We start from the raw sequence: 16437 nt of genomic DNA, 5'->3' as shown, positions 1-16437 counted from the left end.
AACATGTATAAAAAATGTATGTTTAAAACAGGAGGGTTATCATGACAACTGTAAATCACGGAATGTGGGTGCGGGATATCGTTAATGAAATTCCAAAAAGCGCTGATATATTCAGGAAAAATAGAATCGACTACTGCTGTGGCGGGAAAATTTCACTATCAGAAGCAGTGGCGGCACGCGGCCTTGATCTAGAAGGCGTGATGGCGGAGATAAACGCAATAGAGACGCGCCAAGAGGCCGGCATACAGCCGAAATATCTTGATGAGAAAGGGATCATCACCTTCATCCAGAACAGATACCACCAGGAGCTGATGGACGAATTCCAGGCGCTCAGTCCGTATGTCACAAAGCTTGCACGGAAGCATGGTCCGAACGAACCCCATCTCGTCCGTCTGCAGGCACTCTATAAGGAGCTGCGCAATGAGATGATGATCCATACAGAAGAGGAAGACCATGTCGTTTTCCCGATGATCATTCAATATATGGAAAATCCATCATCGGAAATAGGCGATAAACTCCAGCCGCACGTCAGTGAATTGGAAGGCGAACATGAAACGGTAGGCAATATACTAAAAGAACTGCGCCAGGTCACTTCAGATTTCACACCACACAGCAATGCGTGTGGCACATATCGTCTCGTCTATACACGACTTGAAAAGATTGAGAAGGATACATTCGATCATGTCCATCTTGAAAATCATGTCTTGTTTGAACGCGTCAGAAAGGCAATGTAGAAAAAACGAGTGATATTATGCATACCCCCAACAATTAGACCCTGACGCTAAATGTTGGGGGGTATTCATTATATTTATTCTCAGTTTCCCTCACCGGTTTATGGAGCGGGCCATGCGCACATAAGTATGGCGGCGGCCGCGGATGGCGATCGAGTAGGCCATAATATTTTCCGGCACCGCGATGCCATAGAAGCCCGCGTCTCCGATGTGATGGATGTCGGCCCCGGCCATCTTGGCGTTTAAGGCAATCTGGCGGATGGTCGCGTCATCGGCACCTTCCTGGCTGGTCCCGATCGTGGACATCACAAGTGCACCTTGTGAATGGATATGGGTGATATATTGCTGGGCGTCTTCCACGGTGATGCCGGGGACCGTGCCGGGTGCCGGCATCAGAATGACATCGGCGCCTGCACGGATGAAGGTGTTGAGGGCTTCATTGGTGATGATCGTACTGCCTGTTTCATTGGCGACACCAGCGCCATGCATTTTGCCGGCGATGATCAGTGTATCTTCGCCGAATATCTCCCGGGCACGCGCTATGGCGAGGGCAATTTCATCATTTGAGACGCCCGTTTTTGGATTGCCGGTAAGGCAGATGAAATCAAAATCGAGCGTCTGGGCAGCCGTTAATGCTTCCTTGGAGGCGATGCGTCCGCGATTGATGGTGTCGAGCGCTTCAATCTCTTCGGCATCGAGGTCGACCGGTTCAAGGTTGAGTCCGATCGGCCGTCCTGTAAGCTGTTTGATTTCCTGCATGACCTCTGTGCGGACAGATGGGACCAGTCCTTCTACTGTTGGATCGAAGACATCCAGCAGGTTGAACAGCAGCATATCCGCTCCGAATGAAGCGGCCAGTTCTGCATTGGTGATGTCCGGGTAGAGTGGGGCACGGTGGCCATCGTCTCTGCGAGCATCACCCGGCCTTCACTTGCCTGGATGGATTGTTTCAGATCCCGGCCGGACATGCCTTTGAAATCAGATGCATTACAGTCCAGTAATCGTTTCATAATGGATCGTCTCCCTTCTTTGCCCTCATTCTATATAAAAATGACGCCGCTGACCAGTTTGAAGCGGATGGCGGAGAGGGTGGACCGAAAATATATTTCGAATCATATTCTCCGGATGTCAAATACATATGATATATTTAAAGTGTAAAAATACATCTTATATACTAGCTTATCTGAAAAGGGGGATGGCCATGGACAGAATCAATCTGATTACACTTAGCGTCAAAGATATTTCAGTTTCAGTCGACTTCTATAGGAAACTCGGATTGGAGTCGATCATAATGGGTGATGAGGACGAGATGGAAATCATCTTTTTCAGGATGAAGGGATCGAAACTGGCGTTGTACCCGCTCGACACACTTGCGACAGAGACCGGAGCGGATGCGATGGACATGACACATGGCTTCAACGGCATCACCTTGGCATTTAATGCGAAGTCTGAAGCGGAGGTCGATCACATACTGGAGCGGGCCAAAAAATCAGGGGGCATCGTCACCAGGGAAGCGAGTCCAACCTCATGGGGCGGCTACAGCGGATACTTCAAAGATCCGGACGGCTACTACTGGGAAGTCGCCTATGGTGCTGACTGGGAGTTTGATGATGACGATATGCTGATCATATAGAAATACGGCCCGCCTCTTTGAGGTGGGCCGTAGTCAATCAGCGGTTGGAAGGGCTGTTTGATGAGAGGGTGAAGGTCATGGCGGTATGTCCTGCCGCTTCCTGTACTTTCAAAAACGCGGATTCCAAGGCATTGAAGATGTCACGGACGTCCCCATCCAGTCGTGTGGCACCATGACCGGCGCTCACCTTTACACCTTCATCCGCTGCTGTATTGATGCGGGATTGGATAATCTCCATGTAGTCCCCAGTACCCAGCGGATAGAGCGCGAATTTGCATCGGGCCTGTTGCGCCACATCTCTACGCGGCGCTGTCGAACCGGCCGGTGTTTTGGAATCGTCCTCCTCTTGAGCCCCGGGGCACCCGGCTGAAAATGTGCCGCTCATCGCCACGTGCCTACCGGTCTGTGCGGCGTTTAAGTAGATCAACTCCACGACAGCAAAAACGTCGGATATCGGGCCGTGCACCCAGGATGACACGTCATCCGTCTCCATCATGACTTCAGCAGTTTCGGTCTTCTCCAAAGCCGATAGGATGACATCCACGAAGTCATCGCTCATCACACTCAAATTGAATTGACAGCCTACAGGCTGTCTTGAACCGTATGCGTTTCCCATAATGCCATACCTCCTGAATATTGATATAAAAAGACTGCAGTCCGATGGGAATGCAGCATGAAGGTATATCAGCTGCACTTCCCCACGCTGGTGTTATCCAGATCGGGTCGTAGGGGTCCGGTGATCCGTCTCAGCTTCATATAGCGCCCCCAGTGCATCGGTATGCAGTTTCACCCTCATCATACATGTGATCGGCCATCGACTACAACTGACAGCTTCAGATGATTAAAAATAAATGGCGCTTAAAAGTTTGAAAATTGAAACAAATGGGTATCTGTATCGTGAACGGATACGGTCATTAAAAGAGATGCGCTTTGGGACTTAAGGACAAAGTAGCACAAACGTTCCTGGGAAAAGGAGTCAAAGTCGCAATTGCAGATGATGATGGAAACGCAAGTAGGAAAGCAGAAGGAAATTTGGCAGGCCATGGTGACGTCGCATTTCAATGGATCGACGTATCAGTGGAAGAGGATTTTAAAAAAGGCGTTGCTCCCGCCGTGGAAAAGTTTGGACATCTGAATATTATGTTCAACCATGCCGGAATCGGTCTCCGGGGCGAGACGCACAAGCTTTTCTACGAGGACGCTCAGAGAGTAATCAAAGCCAATCGAGACAGCGTATTCTACAAACTTTCATACACTCCTCCCAGGAGTGCAATAAACTTAATGACGAAATCCGTTGGATTACAGTATGCCAAGAATAACCCACGCGCTAGTGCAGTACTCCAGGCTATGTCGATGCCAGTATGGTGAATAAGGACGCATTAGGAGAGTTTTATGATGCTCTCGTCGACAAGCACCCGATCGGCAGGTTCGGCAAGCCTGAAGAGATTGCACACGCAGTGGTATTCCTGGCGGAGAAAGGGTTTACGACTGGCACGACCCTCCTTGTAGATGGCGGCTATACCGCCCAGTAGTTTTGCAGGGGCAAGGCATCAGACATATGGTCTGGTGCCTTTTTTGGTTGGTTATTTTGTAAAGATTATGACTATAGAAGTCAACTGTCAGCACAAAAGGCATGTTCCCATCGTTATTAATGTTGTATGAACTCTGATAAAATGGATAGACAGAATACCACGTAAAAGGGGCGAATATTATGACTGAGAGCGGATGGCAATTGAAGCACACTTATACAGAACTCCCGGAAGTCTTTTATAGAGAAACACAACCGGAGCGCGCGGCGTTTCCAGAGATGGTCCTATTCAACTGGAAATTGGCTGGTGAATTGGGTCTCGATGCGGCAAACCTTCAGATGGAAGCACCTGATGTCTTCTCCGGAAATGCACTGCCAAAAGGCAGTAGACCGATTGCCCAGGCTTACGCAGGGCATCAGTTCGGCAGTTTTACGATGCTCGGGGACGGCCGTGCAGTACTGCTCGGTGAGCAATTGGCGCCGTCAGGCAAACGGATGGACATCCAGCTGAAAGGCTCCGGGCGTACACCATTCTCCCGTATGGGGGACGGGCGCGCGCCACTTCGGCCGATGCTTCGGGAATATATGATCAGTGAAGCGATGCATGGGCTTGGCATACCGTCGACCCGTGCCATGGCACTCATTACGACAGGAGAAGCCGTGAGCCGGGGCAAGATGCTCCCGGGTGCGGTATTGACCCGTGTGGCATCGAGCCACATCCGTGTCGGCACATTTGAGTATGCAGCCCGCGCCGAGGGGGACGGTAATGTGCGGCTGCTTGCGGATTACGCAATCCGCCGCCATTACCCAGAACTTGCAGCGAAGCCGGACAAGTACCGAGAATTTCTGGATGCCGTCATAGAACGTCAAGCTGACTTGATCAGCAAATGGCAGCATGTGGGCTTCATCCACGGCGTGATGAACACCGACAACATGACGATCAGCGGGGAGACCATCGATTACGGCCCGTGTGCCTTCATGGATGTCTACCACCCGGAAACATGCTTCAGTTCGATAGATGCACAAAAGCGCTACAGCTACCAGAACCAGCCGGGAATCGGGCAGTGGAACATCGCACGGTTTGCAGAGACGCTGCTGCCACTGCTCCATGAGGATAAGGAAGAGGCGGTGAAGATCGCCCAGCAATCGCTCAGCCATTTCGGCCAGCTGTATAATGAAAAATGGCAGAAGGGCATGCGCGATAAACTCGGCCTCGATGGCAGCGGAAGCCAGGATGACGCGCTTGGCATGGAACTGCTCGATCTCATGAGCCATCACCAGGCTGATTTTACGAAAACGTTCCGCACGCTGTCACTTGATGGGTGGAATGATGATGCGCTTATGGCCAGTGAACGCTTCAAAGATTGGCGCAGGAGATGGCAGGAGAGGCTTGAGGCACAAGGCTTGGTGGTCGAATCGGCATATGAACAGATGCGGCAAGTCAACCCGGCAGTCATCCCGCGCAATCATCTTGTGGAGGAGGCGTTGAACCTTGCGGTCGAGCAGGGGGACTACAGCAAAGCCACAAAACTGATAGAGGTGTTTGCGACGCCGTTCGATGACGGGCATGACAAGGAATATAAAGAGCCACCGGAAGATGATGAAAAAATCACGATGACATTCTGCGGTACGTGAATTCAAAAGGCATCCCTTCTGTGAGGATGCCTTTTTTCTTCTACTTATCATTTTTTCTTCTGGCGTTGAAGAAGTCGCCGCTTTTCTTTTGGTCCAAGGGGCCTGAACGCTTCTCCAAGTGTGGTATATGCTTGGAACAGTGGATATAGGCTTCGTCGACCCGGATGACTACAAAGCGTTCGGCACGCCCGTCCGCTTCTTCCATGATGTTGGAGAGTGTTTTCGCATCACAGTAACCGTGGATCTGATCACTCTCGATTATGTCGGCTCGGCCATTGACGTGCAGACCGATATGATGGGTGAAGAAGTCGATGAACAGTAAGCTGATATGGGGATTCTCATAAATGTTCCCAAGACTTGCCATAACACCATTCCCGCGGTACTCCGGGTACATTAAAGTCGTCTCATCGAGTACACGGACGAATCCTCTGTCGCCGGCGCGGAATGAATTGTCGCAGTTGCCGCCTGCATCGGCAGTGGCGATGAACATCATCTCCTGGGCGGCTATGAAATGCTGCATTTCTTCATTCACATGGTCGAGCATCTGGTTGTCATAAAAAGCGAGGGCACGCCTGGTGGTGCCGTACATATCCTGAAGGATGTGTTCGCCGTGAGACATCTGTATCTTCCTTTCATGCATATAAATAGCGGGCGCGGTTCCAGACCTGAGCCCACTATATGTTATAGCACATTTTCGATATCTTTTTTCATTTTAAGGGGTGAGGTCGTGGGTGCAACCCGTGAGACGACATTGCCTTCCCGGTCTACCAGGAATTTTGTGAAATTCCATTTGATCTTATCGCCCATCATACCTTTTGACTCTTCTTTAAGATGTTTGAAGAGGGGATGGGCCGCATCGCCATTGACATCGATGATTTCATGGATGTCGAATGTGACACCATGGTTGATGCGGCAAGCCTCTTCCGCATCTTCATCAGAGCCTGGCTCCTGGTTGTTGAACTGGTTGGAAGGGAATCCGAGGACGACCAGGCCCTGATCCTTATATTCGTTGTGCAGAGTCTCCAATTCGTCGTACTGGCCACGAAGTCCACATTTACTTGCGGTATTTGCGATAAGCATTGGCTTTCCTTTGTAGTCCTCAAGTGAATAACTTTCGCCATTCGCCTTCTTTACTTCTATATCATATATATTCATATGGATGCTCCTTTTCCGGAAGATATCTATCATTATATGTAATACGAATTATGAGCGCATCCTTTTGGCTCATAACCGTATTTACGTTATCCCATTTGCTGATCTGTGTTGATCTGTGCGAAAAAAGCGGCACGATTCTTGTCGGCATAGCCGCACTCCATGCATACATAGCGATGAGCTTCTCCGTCTTCGTAGCATTTGACGATATCTGCATGCATGCATTGGGACGGATCCTGCAAATCACCGCTTGCCTTTTTCTCTTCAAGCAGAGATCTGATCTGTTTGCCTGAGAATTTATCCATATCCGGTTATCCTCCATTCATATGAATATACTGTTCCTGAATGACCATCATATTGTGACTGTAGCCATTCGGCTGATACTTGTACATAACCGCATTTGGGGTGTTTTATTCATGATAAATTGAATTATTACAATTAAACCGTTTTCGGTGTACAATAATTAGACACATTTGTTTTTAGACGGAGCTTATTCCGTTTAACATTTTATGGCTGTGAAATATGCTATCATATTGCTAATACCATATGGGGGGTGACCTGATGACTGCTGAAATGATCTTTGTTGCTGTAATGCTCATCATCATGCTGCTTGCACTGGTGTTCGAGTTGGCACGGGCGGACCTCATAGTGTTCTTCTTCCTCGTCGTCTTCCTGCTTACCGGCGTCATTTCGACCGACCAGGCTTTGGACGGCTTTTCGAATGAAGGTCTCCTGACTGTACTGCTGCTCTTCATAGTGGCAGGTGCGATCCAAAAGCATGGCATCATCGAAGGGTATGTCGACCGCCTGCTTGCCGGCAATAAGACGCCGAAGCGCTCGATGCTGAAGCTGCTGGCTCCGGTGTCCATCATTTCCGGGTTTTTGAATAACACACCGATTGTCGTGACATTGACGCCGGTATTGAAGGAATGGTGCCAGAAGAATGGCATCGCCCCATCCAAATTCCTGATACCCTTATCCTACGTCACGATACTCGGCGGCACGATTACACTCATCGGCACCTCGACCAACCTGGTGATCCATGGCCTCCTGATCGAAGCGGGCTATGGCGGCTTCTCCTTCTTTCAGATGACGATTGTCGGGCTGCCGATTGCTGCAGCAGGATTCTTCTATATCGTGACCATCGGCTACCGGCTGCTGCCGGATACGCTCGGCGCCGGGGAACAGATCCGTGAAGAAGTGAAGGAATTTTTGGCGGAAGCCGAGATAGGGAAGACTTTCGAATGTGTAGACCGCTCCATCATGGATGCGACGGAAGCTGTCCTGAAGGGTGTCTACATCATTGAAATCATCCGCGGGGACGACCGCATATTTCCAGTGGATGCCAAGACGGTCATCAGGGAAGGCGATCATCTCGTGTTTTCCGGTACTTTGAATACGATCGCCGCCATCCAAAAGCAGAAAGGCGTCACTCTGAAGACGGGGTCGGATAAGACGCTCGACAGCCTGAAAGATGAGCAATTCCACCTAGTCGAGGGTGTCATATCCCATGAGTCATCACTGCTCGGCAAAACGATAAAATCAGCGCGCTTCCGTTCCAGATACAACGCGGGCGTCATCGCGGTCCACCGCAATAATGAGCGCATCAAAAGCCGGGTCGGCGACATCATCCTCAAACCGGGTGATACCATCCTGATCCTAGCGGACAAGACATTTTTACAGCGTCATGCGCATGCAAGGGACTTCTACGTCATGACCACCCTTACACCACCGGAAGTGCTCAAGCAGAGCAAGGCCAAAGGATTCGGCGGGCTCGTGCTGCTGCTTGGCATGATCGCTGCAGTGACACTCGGCTTCCTGTCGATGTTCGAAGCGATGCTGATTACGGTCGTATTGCTGATGATCTTCAAGCTGATCAATCCGGATGAGATGTTATCCTACATCCAGTTCAACGTCATACTGCTGATTGCGAGCGCGTTTGGAGTCGGTGCTGCAATGACGGAGTCAGGGTTGGCACAGATGATTGCAGGAAACATGCTGGAGACTGCGCGCCCGTTCGGGGTGCTCGGCATCATCGTCATCCTCTATCTCATGACAAACATATTCACTGAACTGATCACCAACACCGGGGCTGCCGTATTGATGTTCCCGATCGCGATGGAGATGGCTGAACAGATGGCCCTTGAGCCCATCGGACTCATGGTGACCATCGCAATTGCGGCTTCGGCGAGCTTCATCACACCGATCGGTTACCAGACCAATCTGATCGTCTACGGCCCCGGAGGCTATAAATTCACAGACTACATCAAGGTCGGCGCGCCACTGTCGGCGATGACGATGGTGATTTCGACGCTTATAATCTACACGGTATGGTTTTAGATTACTGAAAGAGAGGATACAGAGTAATGCAACTAGGAATATTGGAACAGATGGCAAAACCAGTCGGCGTCAGTGCAGAAGAGATGGCGCGTCACACGCTCAATATGGTGCAGCGTGCTGAAGCACTGGGGTATACCAGATACTGGTTTGCAGAACATCACGGCACACGTGGCATGGTATCAAGCGCGCCCGAAATCATGATGGCGGCGGCCGCTTCACAGACTTCACATATAAAAGTGGGGAGCGGCGGCATCCTGCTGCCCCAATACAGTCCATTCAAGGTCGCCTCCCAACTTGCCCAGCTCGAGGCGCTCTATCCAGGGCGGATCGAGGGTGGGATGGGGCGCTCGCCAGGTGGGGCTGAGTTCATCCGCACACGGCTCGCGGACGATAAACCCAACCAACTCGCGGATTATCCCGATAAGTTGGACGCGCTCATCCATTATCTGGACGGCAGCGCCAGGGTCAAAGCGGCACCGCGGACCATAAGCCGGCCGTCGCTCTATTCCCTAGGCCTCGGCACAAACAGCGGGGTGCTTGCGGGTGTTCTCGGCATCGGCTACGTGTTCGGCCATTTCCTGAAGCCGGCAGGAGGTACTGCAGCAATCCGGGCCTATCGGGATGCGTTCCAGCCGGGTTTCATGGAACAGGATGATGTGAAGGCATGCGTGTTCGTCATCTGCGGGGAGGATGATGCCCATGCAGAACATCTGGCCAAGACGCAGGACATATGGCTTTTGAATACGGAAAAGGGTTTGGACAGCCAAGTGCCGACTCCAACACAGGCGGCTGAGAAATATAGTGCGCTCAATAAGAAGGAACAACACAAGATCGAACAGAACAGGCAACGCATGATCATCGGCGGCCCGCACACGGTGAAGCATAAGCTTGATCAGCTGCGGACAGACTACGAGTGTGAAGATTGGCTTATTTTATGCAATATACATGACTTGGACGAAAAACGGCGTTCATACGAGCGTGTAGCGGCCCTCTATCTATAGCTTATATTCATAAATCATGAAATTTATGATGAACCGCTTCCAATTTCAATTGGATTCATGATATATTACAGAAGCTGATTTTAGAAAGAGGTGTTGAAAAAATGGAATTTTCAGTATGGAATCTTGTGACCGATGTCGGTCTCATCGCCATGCTGCTATTGGTGGGCATGTTCCTCCGCGCACGCATCGGTTTGCTGCAGCGGTCCTTCATGCCGGCAAGCATCATAGCAGGTATTTTGGGATTGATACTCGGTCCCAATATGCTCGGATGGCTACCGTTTTCCGATTTCATCGGAGATTATCCGGGTGTACTGATTACAATCGTCTTTGCTTCAATCCCGTTGACGACGGGCCGCTTCAATATAAAAAAGACCATCAATAAAGTGGGCGGGCTATGGTCATATTCCCAGATTGCGATGCTCCTCATGTGGGGCCTCGGGCTGGTATTCGCACTTGTGCTCCTTGGTCCGGTGTTCGATCTACATAATGGATTCGGCCTGATACTCGCTGCCGGCTTCGTCGGTGGGCACGGTACTGCCGCAGCCATCGGCGGGGCATTCGAACAGCAGGGATGGGAAGAGGCAACATCACTTGCGATGACTTCTGCAACACTTGGGGCGATACTCGCAATCAGCGTTGGTCTATTGCTTATAAAGAGGAGTGCCGACGCCGGCTATGCCAACTACATTTCGAAATTCGATGACCTGCCCGAAGAGTTGAGGACAGGCCTCGTTCCTGAAGATAAGCGCGAGTGGATGGGCAAGGATACGGTGTCGGCCATTTCGATCGATCCGCTCCTGTTCCATATCGCACTCGTAATGTTCGTGAGCATGATCGGCTACTACTTGAGCAAGTTTGGCGAGTCGCTATATGCTGGCCTGTCGATTCCTGCCTTTTCAATCGCCTTTCTGATCGGTCTGATATTGAGCCTGCTGATGCAGTCGGCTGATATGGACAAGTACATCGATAAGAGCGTCGTGTCCAAGATAAGCGGCAGTGCAACTGATGTCCTGGTGGCGTTCGGTATTGCTTCCATCAACTTGACTGTGGTGGCCCAAAACATCGTGCCGTTCAGTATATTGATGGCGTTTGGCATATTGTTCACGTACGTCTTCTACCGCTTCGTCTCCCAGTACTATTTCCAGGAAAACTGGTTCGAGAAGGGCATATTCACATTCGGCTGGATAACGGGCGCGGTTGCGATGGGCATCGCATTGCTGCGCATCGTTGACCCACGCCTCGAAAGCAATACGCTCGAGGACTATGGGCTCGCCTATATTCCAATTGCGCCGGTTGAGATCGCTTTGATCACTTTTGCGCCATTGTTCATTGCGAGCGGCCAGCATTGGCTGTTTGCCCTGATTACAATCGGAGCGAGTGCCGCCATCCTGATCTTCTCCTATACGAGAGGCTGGCTGCACGTGAAACGCCAAGGCTAAGACAGAGAATATCCCCGCTTCCTTGAAGCGGGGATATTTTTTTATGCCATTAAAAATTGGAGCATATGGGTTAAAAGGCATAAAACGATGGTATAGATAGGGTGAAACACCATTAAAATGGAGGGATAGGATGGAAGCGGCACATATATTTGCCTGGACATTACAGTTTGAGACTGAAATTCCCGAGGATGCTGAAGACATACTCGTTGACGGGGAACGTGCGATAACTGCTTTTAAGACGTTGCGTGACTCGGCCATATTCACGGACCGAAGGATCATCATGAGGGATGCGCAAGGATTGACGGGGAAGAAAGTTGAAATGTATTCCCTCCCGTACAATGCAATCCATATGTGGTCGACGGAGAATGCCGGTGGCATGTTCGATGCGAACGCCGAGGTGGAACTTTGGACGAAAGTCGGCAACATCAAAATCAATCTGGGCCGCAAAGTCGACATCAGACGGTTCGATCGCCTGATTGCCCAAGCTGTTCTATAAAATGATACGCACCCTAGTAGGGTGCGTATTTGTCATTTATACATGTATTCTGTTTGCTTGAGCAACTTCGCGTGTTCAAGATATCTCTTTGGCGCCAAGAAGGTGACGGTCACCACCCCGGGATTACGCCCGATATCAATGCTGCCCGTGATGGTGGCACGATTCATGATCTCGGGGACATCCGTCCGGAACAGCTTCGCTGCGCGTTCCATGCCGTTCAATGTAGCGGCATTGAGATCGGCGCCTGTGCCGATGAAGGATACGGGATAGCTCTCTTCAAGTTCCGGCACGTGCCAGGCTTCGGCCATCCGGTGCACTTCTTCCTTCTCTTTATCGGTAAATGGTTTGGCCAATGCCGGTAGATCTTCTGTAAGGGGCAGTAGGATCGGGCCTTCAATGGCGAGGTTCTTGATGACGTCGACTTGAAGGTCGACGATACCGGCTACATCGGTCGTATGGCCTGCGATTTCCCCATTGCCCTGCATGGCGTGCATATCCCCGAGATAGATACCGCCCCCTGCTACTTTGACTGGACAGATGACAATAGTGCCTTCGCGGACCCGGTTGACGTCCATATGGCCGTCGGTCCGGTCGACAAGCTGCGCTTCAGTCAATCCATAGTCGTGCGGGGCATCGATCAGGAACTGTCCAAAATCCCCCGCATTATGGGAGTCAGGCATCGGGCGGGCTGGGGTGGTTCCGAGCTGGCCAAGGAAAGGGATCACCCGTGCCATGACGCCTGGTATATCATGCGGGGCGAATGTTACGACCGGATGCTGGATGGAATCTTCAGGTGTGGCCATGTAATGCCTGCCTGCGTGGGCCACCTTTTCAGCACCCGACTTATCGAGTGTCAAACCGACAGAGCGCTTTTCATCGAATACCATCGTGTAGGCGTTGGTGAAGGTGAATGGGGTGACATCTTCACCGCATTCTGCACACCGGACGGCGCCCTGGCCGATGCCTTCTGTGACGGATTTGGGGTTTTTGGCACCACAGTTCGGACATACGCCTGCAATGAACGGATCGCCGTTGAACCGGCCTTCCATGGGCTTATCGTTGCCTGAAGCGGTCGCTGTGGCCGTGACCCGTATCGAATTGATGCGGATGGCGACCGCATCCCCGACCTCGGCCCCTTCCACGAACACCGGCTTCGTCACCTCATGGCCACCCTTCAGTTCAGGGGTGATCATCGGGCCCCAGCACCCTGGTGCCGTATTGGCGATGATATGGCCGCCGTTTTTGACTTTGTAGTACATATCTTCCGTCGGATCCAGGATGCCATCTGTAAATTTGTCTACATAGACCGTCTGCCTAGCTGATTGCTTCGTCATCTTAGACACATCCTTTCATATTGTCCCCTCCATGATACCATCAAAATGGCATGTACACGAACGATTAGTGTGTCAATTCAGAAAACTTCAGCTGATTATACTCTGCCACTAAAAGGCATTCCTTCCAGGTATGCTTTATGGAATAATGTGAGTATCAACGATGTGAAAAGAGGGGAACCGATGAAAGACATTCTATTTGCACAGCTCGAATCACTGTATCCCGAGATGGTCGAAATACGTCGTCATCTCCATATGTATCCAGAATTATCATATCAGGAAAAGGATACACCGGAATATATCATTGCACACCTTGAAACACTCGGCATAGAATATAGGCGTGATGTAGGGCTGAATGGCGTCGTCGGCTATCTGAAGGGGGCATATCCGGGACCGACCGTGGCGCTACGGGCTGATTTCGATGCCCTGCCAATCCATGATGAAAAAGATGTCCCGTACCGCTCGAAGTATGATGGCATCAGTCATGCGTGCGGTCATGATGCCCATACGGCCACACTTATGGCCGTTGAAAAAGTCATGGCGGGTCACCGGAGCCAGATGCATGGGAACATTGTCTTCATCCATCAGTTTGGAGAAGAATTGCTGCCGGGCGGGGCGTCGTCGATGATCGACGACGGTTGCCTGGAAGGAGTCGATTACATATACGGTGCCCATGTATGGACGGACGATCCGATCGGCACGCTCGGCTTCAGGTCAGGGGGGACGATGGCTGGCGATGATAACTTCACCATCACCGTCCAGGGCAAGGGGGGGCACGGTGCATTGCCCCATCTGGCGATTGATCCATTGGCTACAGCGAGCCAGCTCGTCATGAACCTGCAGCAGATCACCCGTCGCCGGACCGGGCCGAATGACCCGGGCGTCATTTCAATAGGAAGTTTCCATAGCGGTGACGCCCCGAATGTCATCCCGGATACTGCACAGATTACAGGTACGCTACGTGCCTTTGATATCCAATCCAAATATGAACTTGCCGAAGAAGTGAAACATGTTGCAGACCTTACCGCCAGGATGAGCGGTGCCTCTGTCAATGTCGACTTTACCTACGGCTGCATCCCGCTGATCAATCCGACTGAGGAGACGGAAATGCTCAAGTCGCTCTCCGTCAGGCATATGGAAGATGTGACGATTATTGAAAAGGGGCGCATGATGACTGCAGAAGACTTCGCCTATTACCTCCAGCATGTCCCTGGGACGTTCTTCTTTGCAGGTGCACAAAATCCGGCAGTGGATGCAGTCTATCCGCATCATCATCCGAAATTCGACATTGATGAGCGTGCGATGCTCGAAGTCGGCAAGGTCTTCATCTTGGCGCTTTTACATCACCTCGGCCCTGAATCGGCACTGTAATTGGACCGGAATCTCTGATTCCGGTTTTTTTAGTTACAAAAGTCACATCGCTATAGCGAGTATTCAGAGAATGTGTTATTTTCAATCAATACGGTTGAAACCGTTTTCCATTAAAGGGGGAAGTAACATGTCAAAATTAAGGCGTACGTACCGCAATATGTGGCGGGAATCGAAGCGGACAAAGTCCTTGCTGAAGTTCTTCAGTGTCGATGAGGCGAAGAAGCACGCGGATGGGGGTGGCTCCTCGCATGGCTCGGAAGGGCCGGAGAAATCCTACGGGCGCATGCAGCTCACAGGACTCATATTGGGGCCTCTGCTGTTTATCCTGACACTTCTGCTGCTCGATACGGAGGGGCTTGAAGAGGGCGGCGTCTTTGTCGTCGCTTCAACATTATGGATCGCCACATGGTGGATTACGGAAGCGATTCCGATTCCCGCAACATCACTCATGCCACTGTTTCTGTTTCCGATGGGTGGGGTCATGGATAGTGGGGCCGTCACGAGTGCCTACGGCAACGACATCATCTTTCTGTTCCTCGGCGGTTTCCTGATTGCACTCGCGATGGAACGCTGGAATCTACATACCCGCATCGCATTGACGATCATCAATGCGATCGGCACGCGCACATCGATGATACTGCTTGGCTTCATGATAGCAACCGCGGCCCTGTCGATGTTCGTCAGCAACACTGCTGCCGTCATGATCATGATACCGATCGGGATGGCCATCATAAACGAAGCCCAGTCGCTCTCTTCATCTGCACTAGAAGATGATCTGATGCGCTTTGAAAAATCACTCGTTTTGGGCATAGGATATGCCGGTACGATCGGCGGTTTGGGTACACTGATCGGTACTCCACCGCTTATCATAATGGCAGGACAGCTGAAGGAGATCTTCGGCTATGATATGAGTTTCGCACAATGGATGATGTTCGGTGTACCGATTGTCATCATCTTCCTGGCGCTCGCCTGGGCGTTCATGAACTTTTTCGCCTTCCGGCACAATATGACTGAGCTGCCGGGTGGGCGCAAGATCATTACGGATGAATTGAACAAGCTCGGCAAGATCTCCCGGGAAGAAATGCTTGTACTCATCGTCTTCCTGTTTGCTGCATTCATGTGGATCACGCGCGGATTCATCTGGAGCAAGATCGAATTCACAAGCATGCTGACCGACGGTGCCATCGCTATGCTCGCATCGGTCATACTGTTTCTGCTGCCGACTGCCAAAAAGTCGAAGCGCATACTGGACTGGTCGGTTTCACGCGAACTGCCGTGGGGCGTTCTGCTGCTGTTCGGTGGTGGTCTGGCGCTCGCTGCGGCGATTGTCGAGACAGGTGTCGACCAGTGGCTCGGTGAGATGCTGGAGGGTGTCGAAGGCATCCATATCATCCTAGTACTGGTCGTTGTTTCCGTAACGATACTGTTCCTCACGGAAATCACCTCCAATACGGCGACGGCGACGATGATACTGCCTGTACTGGCTGGATTGTCGATTGCACTTGAAGTCCATCCACTGACGCTCATGGTGCCGGCTGCAATGGCGGCGAACTGCGCATTCATGCTGCCTGTCGGGACACCACCGAATGCGATTGTCTTCGGGACGAATAAGATCAGCATCCAGGAGATGGCGAAGACCGGGTTCGCCCTGAACATCATCGGGGTCATCCTGATAGTGGCATTCGTCTATGTGGTGATGCCGCTCATCTTCGGCATCAATCTGCTCGACTATAAAGGGTGACATCTGGAAATCGCAGTAGAACATCAGAAGAGGCCCGGA

16 protein-coding genes, 1 pseudogene and 1 riboswitch are annotated in these 16437 nt (G+C 51.3%); of the genes and pseudogenes, 11 read left to right on the top strand and 6 right to left on the bottom strand.

The window, feature by feature from the left end:
• The first annotated feature begins 41 nt into the window (after positions 1-41).
• Entirely contained in the window at positions 42-734 is a 693-nt protein-coding gene (gene ric, locus ACFFLE_RS10725) for an iron-sulfur cluster repair di-iron protein (RefSeq protein WP_380571962.1), read from the top strand.
• Between the two features lie 90 nt (positions 735-824).
• Here ric and ACFFLE_RS10720 read toward each other — a convergent pair.
• Positions 825-1741 (bottom strand): annotated as a pseudogene (locus ACFFLE_RS10720) (DUF7916 family protein).
• A gap of 191 nt (positions 1742-1932) precedes the next feature.
• Here ACFFLE_RS10720 and ACFFLE_RS10715 point away from each other — a divergent pair.
• Complete coding sequence (locus ACFFLE_RS10715; protein WP_380571960.1) at positions 1933-2364, top strand: VOC family protein; 432 nt, start codon at positions 1933-1935, stop codon at positions 2362-2364.
• A 37-nt stretch (positions 2365-2401) separates the two neighbouring features.
• Here the strand turns inward: ACFFLE_RS10715 and ACFFLE_RS10710 are convergent, their stop codons facing one another.
• Entirely contained in the window at positions 2402-2980 is a 579-nt protein-coding gene (locus tag ACFFLE_RS10710; RefSeq protein ID WP_380571958.1) for a YkoF family thiamine/hydroxymethylpyrimidine-binding protein, read from the bottom strand.
• A 62-nt stretch (positions 2981-3042) separates the two neighbouring features.
• Positions 3043-3141, bottom strand: a riboswitch (TPP riboswitch).
• A gap of 153 nt (positions 3142-3294) precedes the next feature.
• On the opposite strand from ACFFLE_RS10710, the gene ACFFLE_RS10705 reads away from it, so the two are divergent.
• The 3 genes from ACFFLE_RS10705 to ACFFLE_RS10695 all read left to right on the top strand — a co-directional run bounded on the left by ACFFLE_RS10705 (position 3295) and on the right by ACFFLE_RS10695 (position 5527).
• On the top strand, positions 3295-3732 hold the full coding sequence (locus ACFFLE_RS10705; protein WP_380571956.1) for an SDR family oxidoreductase: 438 nt from the start codon (positions 3295-3297) through the stop codon (positions 3730-3732).
• Positions 3726-3896, top strand: coding sequence for an SDR family oxidoreductase (locus ACFFLE_RS10700; protein ID WP_380571954.1), 171 nt, complete (start codon positions 3726-3728; stop codon positions 3894-3896). The genes ACFFLE_RS10705 and ACFFLE_RS10700 overlap by 7 nt, the downstream gene beginning before the upstream one ends.
• 179 nt (positions 3897-4075) lie before the next feature.
• A complete protein-coding gene (locus tag ACFFLE_RS10695; RefSeq protein WP_380571952.1) occupies positions 4076-5527 on the top strand; it encodes a protein adenylyltransferase SelO in 1452 nt (483 codons plus the stop codon).
• Between the two features lie 40 nt (positions 5528-5567).
• On the opposite strand, the gene ACFFLE_RS10690 is transcribed toward ACFFLE_RS10695, so the two are convergent.
• The 3 genes from ACFFLE_RS10690 to ACFFLE_RS10680 form a co-directional block, all read right to left on the bottom strand.
• Entirely contained in the window at positions 5568-6146 is a 579-nt protein-coding gene (locus tag ACFFLE_RS10690; protein ID WP_380571949.1) for a pyridoxamine 5'-phosphate oxidase family protein, read from the bottom strand.
• A 62-nt stretch (positions 6147-6208) separates the two neighbouring features.
• Positions 6209-6682, bottom strand: coding sequence for a glutathione peroxidase (locus ACFFLE_RS10685; RefSeq protein ID WP_380571947.1), 474 nt, complete (start codon positions 6680-6682; stop codon positions 6209-6211).
• An 86-nt stretch (positions 6683-6768) separates the two neighbouring features.
• The gene (locus tag ACFFLE_RS10680; protein ID WP_380571945.1) at positions 6769-6984 is read right to left on the bottom strand and encodes a hypothetical protein; all 216 of its coding nucleotides are present in this window, start codon (positions 6982-6984) and stop codon (positions 6769-6771) included.
• A 256-nt stretch (positions 6985-7240) separates the two neighbouring features.
• Here ACFFLE_RS10680 and ACFFLE_RS10675 point away from each other — a divergent pair, with 256 nt between their 5' ends.
• The 4 genes from ACFFLE_RS10675 (at position 7241) to ACFFLE_RS10660 (ending at position 11955) form a co-directional block, all read left to right on the top strand.
• The gene (locus ACFFLE_RS10675) at positions 7241-9019 is read left to right on the top strand and encodes an SLC13 family permease (RefSeq protein ID WP_380571943.1); all 1779 of its coding nucleotides are present in this window, start codon (positions 7241-7243) and stop codon (positions 9017-9019) included.
• 26 nt (positions 9020-9045) lie between these two features.
• Positions 9046-10020 carry an LLM class flavin-dependent oxidoreductase gene (locus ACFFLE_RS10670; protein ID WP_380571941.1) on the top strand — a complete coding sequence of 325 codons (975 nt, stop codon included), beginning with the start codon at positions 9046-9048 and terminating at the stop codon, positions 10018-10020.
• Between the two features lie 101 nt (positions 10021-10121).
• Entirely contained in the window at positions 10122-11459 is a 1338-nt protein-coding gene (locus tag ACFFLE_RS10665) for a sodium/glutamate symporter (RefSeq protein WP_380571939.1), read from the top strand.
• Positions 11460-11589: 130 nt separating this feature from the next.
• Positions 11590-11955: a PH domain-containing protein gene (locus ACFFLE_RS10660; protein WP_380571937.1), complete on the top strand. Its 366-nt coding sequence runs from the start codon at positions 11590-11592 to the stop codon at positions 11953-11955.
• A 32-nt stretch (positions 11956-11987) separates the two neighbouring features.
• Here the strand turns inward: ACFFLE_RS10660 and ACFFLE_RS10655 are convergent, their stop codons facing one another.
• Positions 11988-13289 (bottom strand): acetamidase/formamidase family protein, encoded by a 1302-nt coding sequence (locus ACFFLE_RS10655; protein WP_380571935.1) that lies wholly within the window; start codon positions 13287-13289, stop codon positions 11988-11990.
• A 180-nt stretch (positions 13290-13469) separates the two neighbouring features.
• On the opposite strand from ACFFLE_RS10655, the gene ACFFLE_RS10650 reads away from it, so the two are divergent.
• Together ACFFLE_RS10650 and ACFFLE_RS10645 are read left to right on the top strand one after the other, a co-directional pair.
• Positions 13470-14657 carry an amidohydrolase gene (locus ACFFLE_RS10650; protein WP_380571933.1) on the top strand — a complete coding sequence of 396 codons (1188 nt, stop codon included), beginning with the start codon at positions 13470-13472 and terminating at the stop codon, positions 14655-14657.
• Between the two features lie 127 nt (positions 14658-14784).
• Positions 14785-16398, top strand: coding sequence for an SLC13 family permease (locus tag ACFFLE_RS10645; protein ID WP_380571931.1), 1614 nt, complete (start codon positions 14785-14787; stop codon positions 16396-16398).
• Positions 16399-16437 lie beyond the last annotated feature (39 nt).

Origin of the sequence: Salinicoccus siamensis (genome assembly GCF_042429615.1) — a bacterium.
Classification (GTDB): domain Bacteria; phylum Bacillota; class Bacilli; order Staphylococcales; family Salinicoccaceae; genus Salinicoccus; species Salinicoccus siamensis.
Note: the sequence above shows the minus strand (reverse complement) of the source record. Positions and strands in the feature narration are given on the sequence as shown.

Excerpts from the sequence above, each read along its gene's own strand:
- ric (WP_380571962.1), top strand. The coding sequence starts at position 42 with ATGACAACTGTAAATCACGGAATGTGGGTGCGGGATATCGTTAATGAA.
- ACFFLE_RS10715 (WP_380571960.1), top strand. The coding sequence starts at position 1,933 with ATGGACAGAATCAATCTGATTACACTTAGCGTCAAAGATATTTCAGTT.
- ACFFLE_RS10710 (WP_380571958.1), bottom strand. The coding sequence starts at position 2,980 with ATGGGAAACGCATACGGTTCAAGACAGCCTGTAGGCTGTCAATTCAAT.
- ACFFLE_RS10700 (WP_380571954.1), top strand. The coding sequence starts at position 3,726 with ATGGTGAATAAGGACGCATTAGGAGAGTTTTATGATGCTCTCGTCGAC.
- ACFFLE_RS10695 (WP_380571952.1), top strand. The coding sequence starts at position 4,076 with ATGACTGAGAGCGGATGGCAATTGAAGCACACTTATACAGAACTCCCG.
- ACFFLE_RS10690 (WP_380571949.1), bottom strand. The coding sequence starts at position 6,146 with ATGTCTCACGGCGAACACATCCTTCAGGATATGTACGGCACCACCAGG.
- ACFFLE_RS10685 (WP_380571947.1), bottom strand. The coding sequence starts at position 6,682 with ATGAATATATATGATATAGAAGTAAAGAAGGCGAATGGCGAAAGTTAT.
- ACFFLE_RS10680 (WP_380571945.1), bottom strand. The coding sequence starts at position 6,984 with ATGGATAAATTCTCAGGCAAACAGATCAGATCTCTGCTTGAAGAGAAA.
- ACFFLE_RS10675 (WP_380571943.1), top strand. The coding sequence starts at position 7,241 with ATGACTGCTGAAATGATCTTTGTTGCTGTAATGCTCATCATCATGCTG.
- ACFFLE_RS10670 (WP_380571941.1), top strand. The coding sequence starts at position 9,046 with ATGCAACTAGGAATATTGGAACAGATGGCAAAACCAGTCGGCGTCAGT.
- ACFFLE_RS10665 (WP_380571939.1), top strand. The coding sequence starts at position 10,122 with ATGGAATTTTCAGTATGGAATCTTGTGACCGATGTCGGTCTCATCGCC.
- ACFFLE_RS10660 (WP_380571937.1), top strand. The coding sequence starts at position 11,590 with ATGGAAGCGGCACATATATTTGCCTGGACATTACAGTTTGAGACTGAA.
- ACFFLE_RS10655 (WP_380571935.1), bottom strand. The coding sequence starts at position 13,289 with ATGACGAAGCAATCAGCTAGGCAGACGGTCTATGTAGACAAATTTACA.
- ACFFLE_RS10650 (WP_380571933.1), top strand. The coding sequence starts at position 13,470 with ATGAAAGACATTCTATTTGCACAGCTCGAATCACTGTATCCCGAGATG.
- ACFFLE_RS10645 (WP_380571931.1), top strand. The coding sequence starts at position 14,785 with ATGTCAAAATTAAGGCGTACGTACCGCAATATGTGGCGGGAATCGAAG.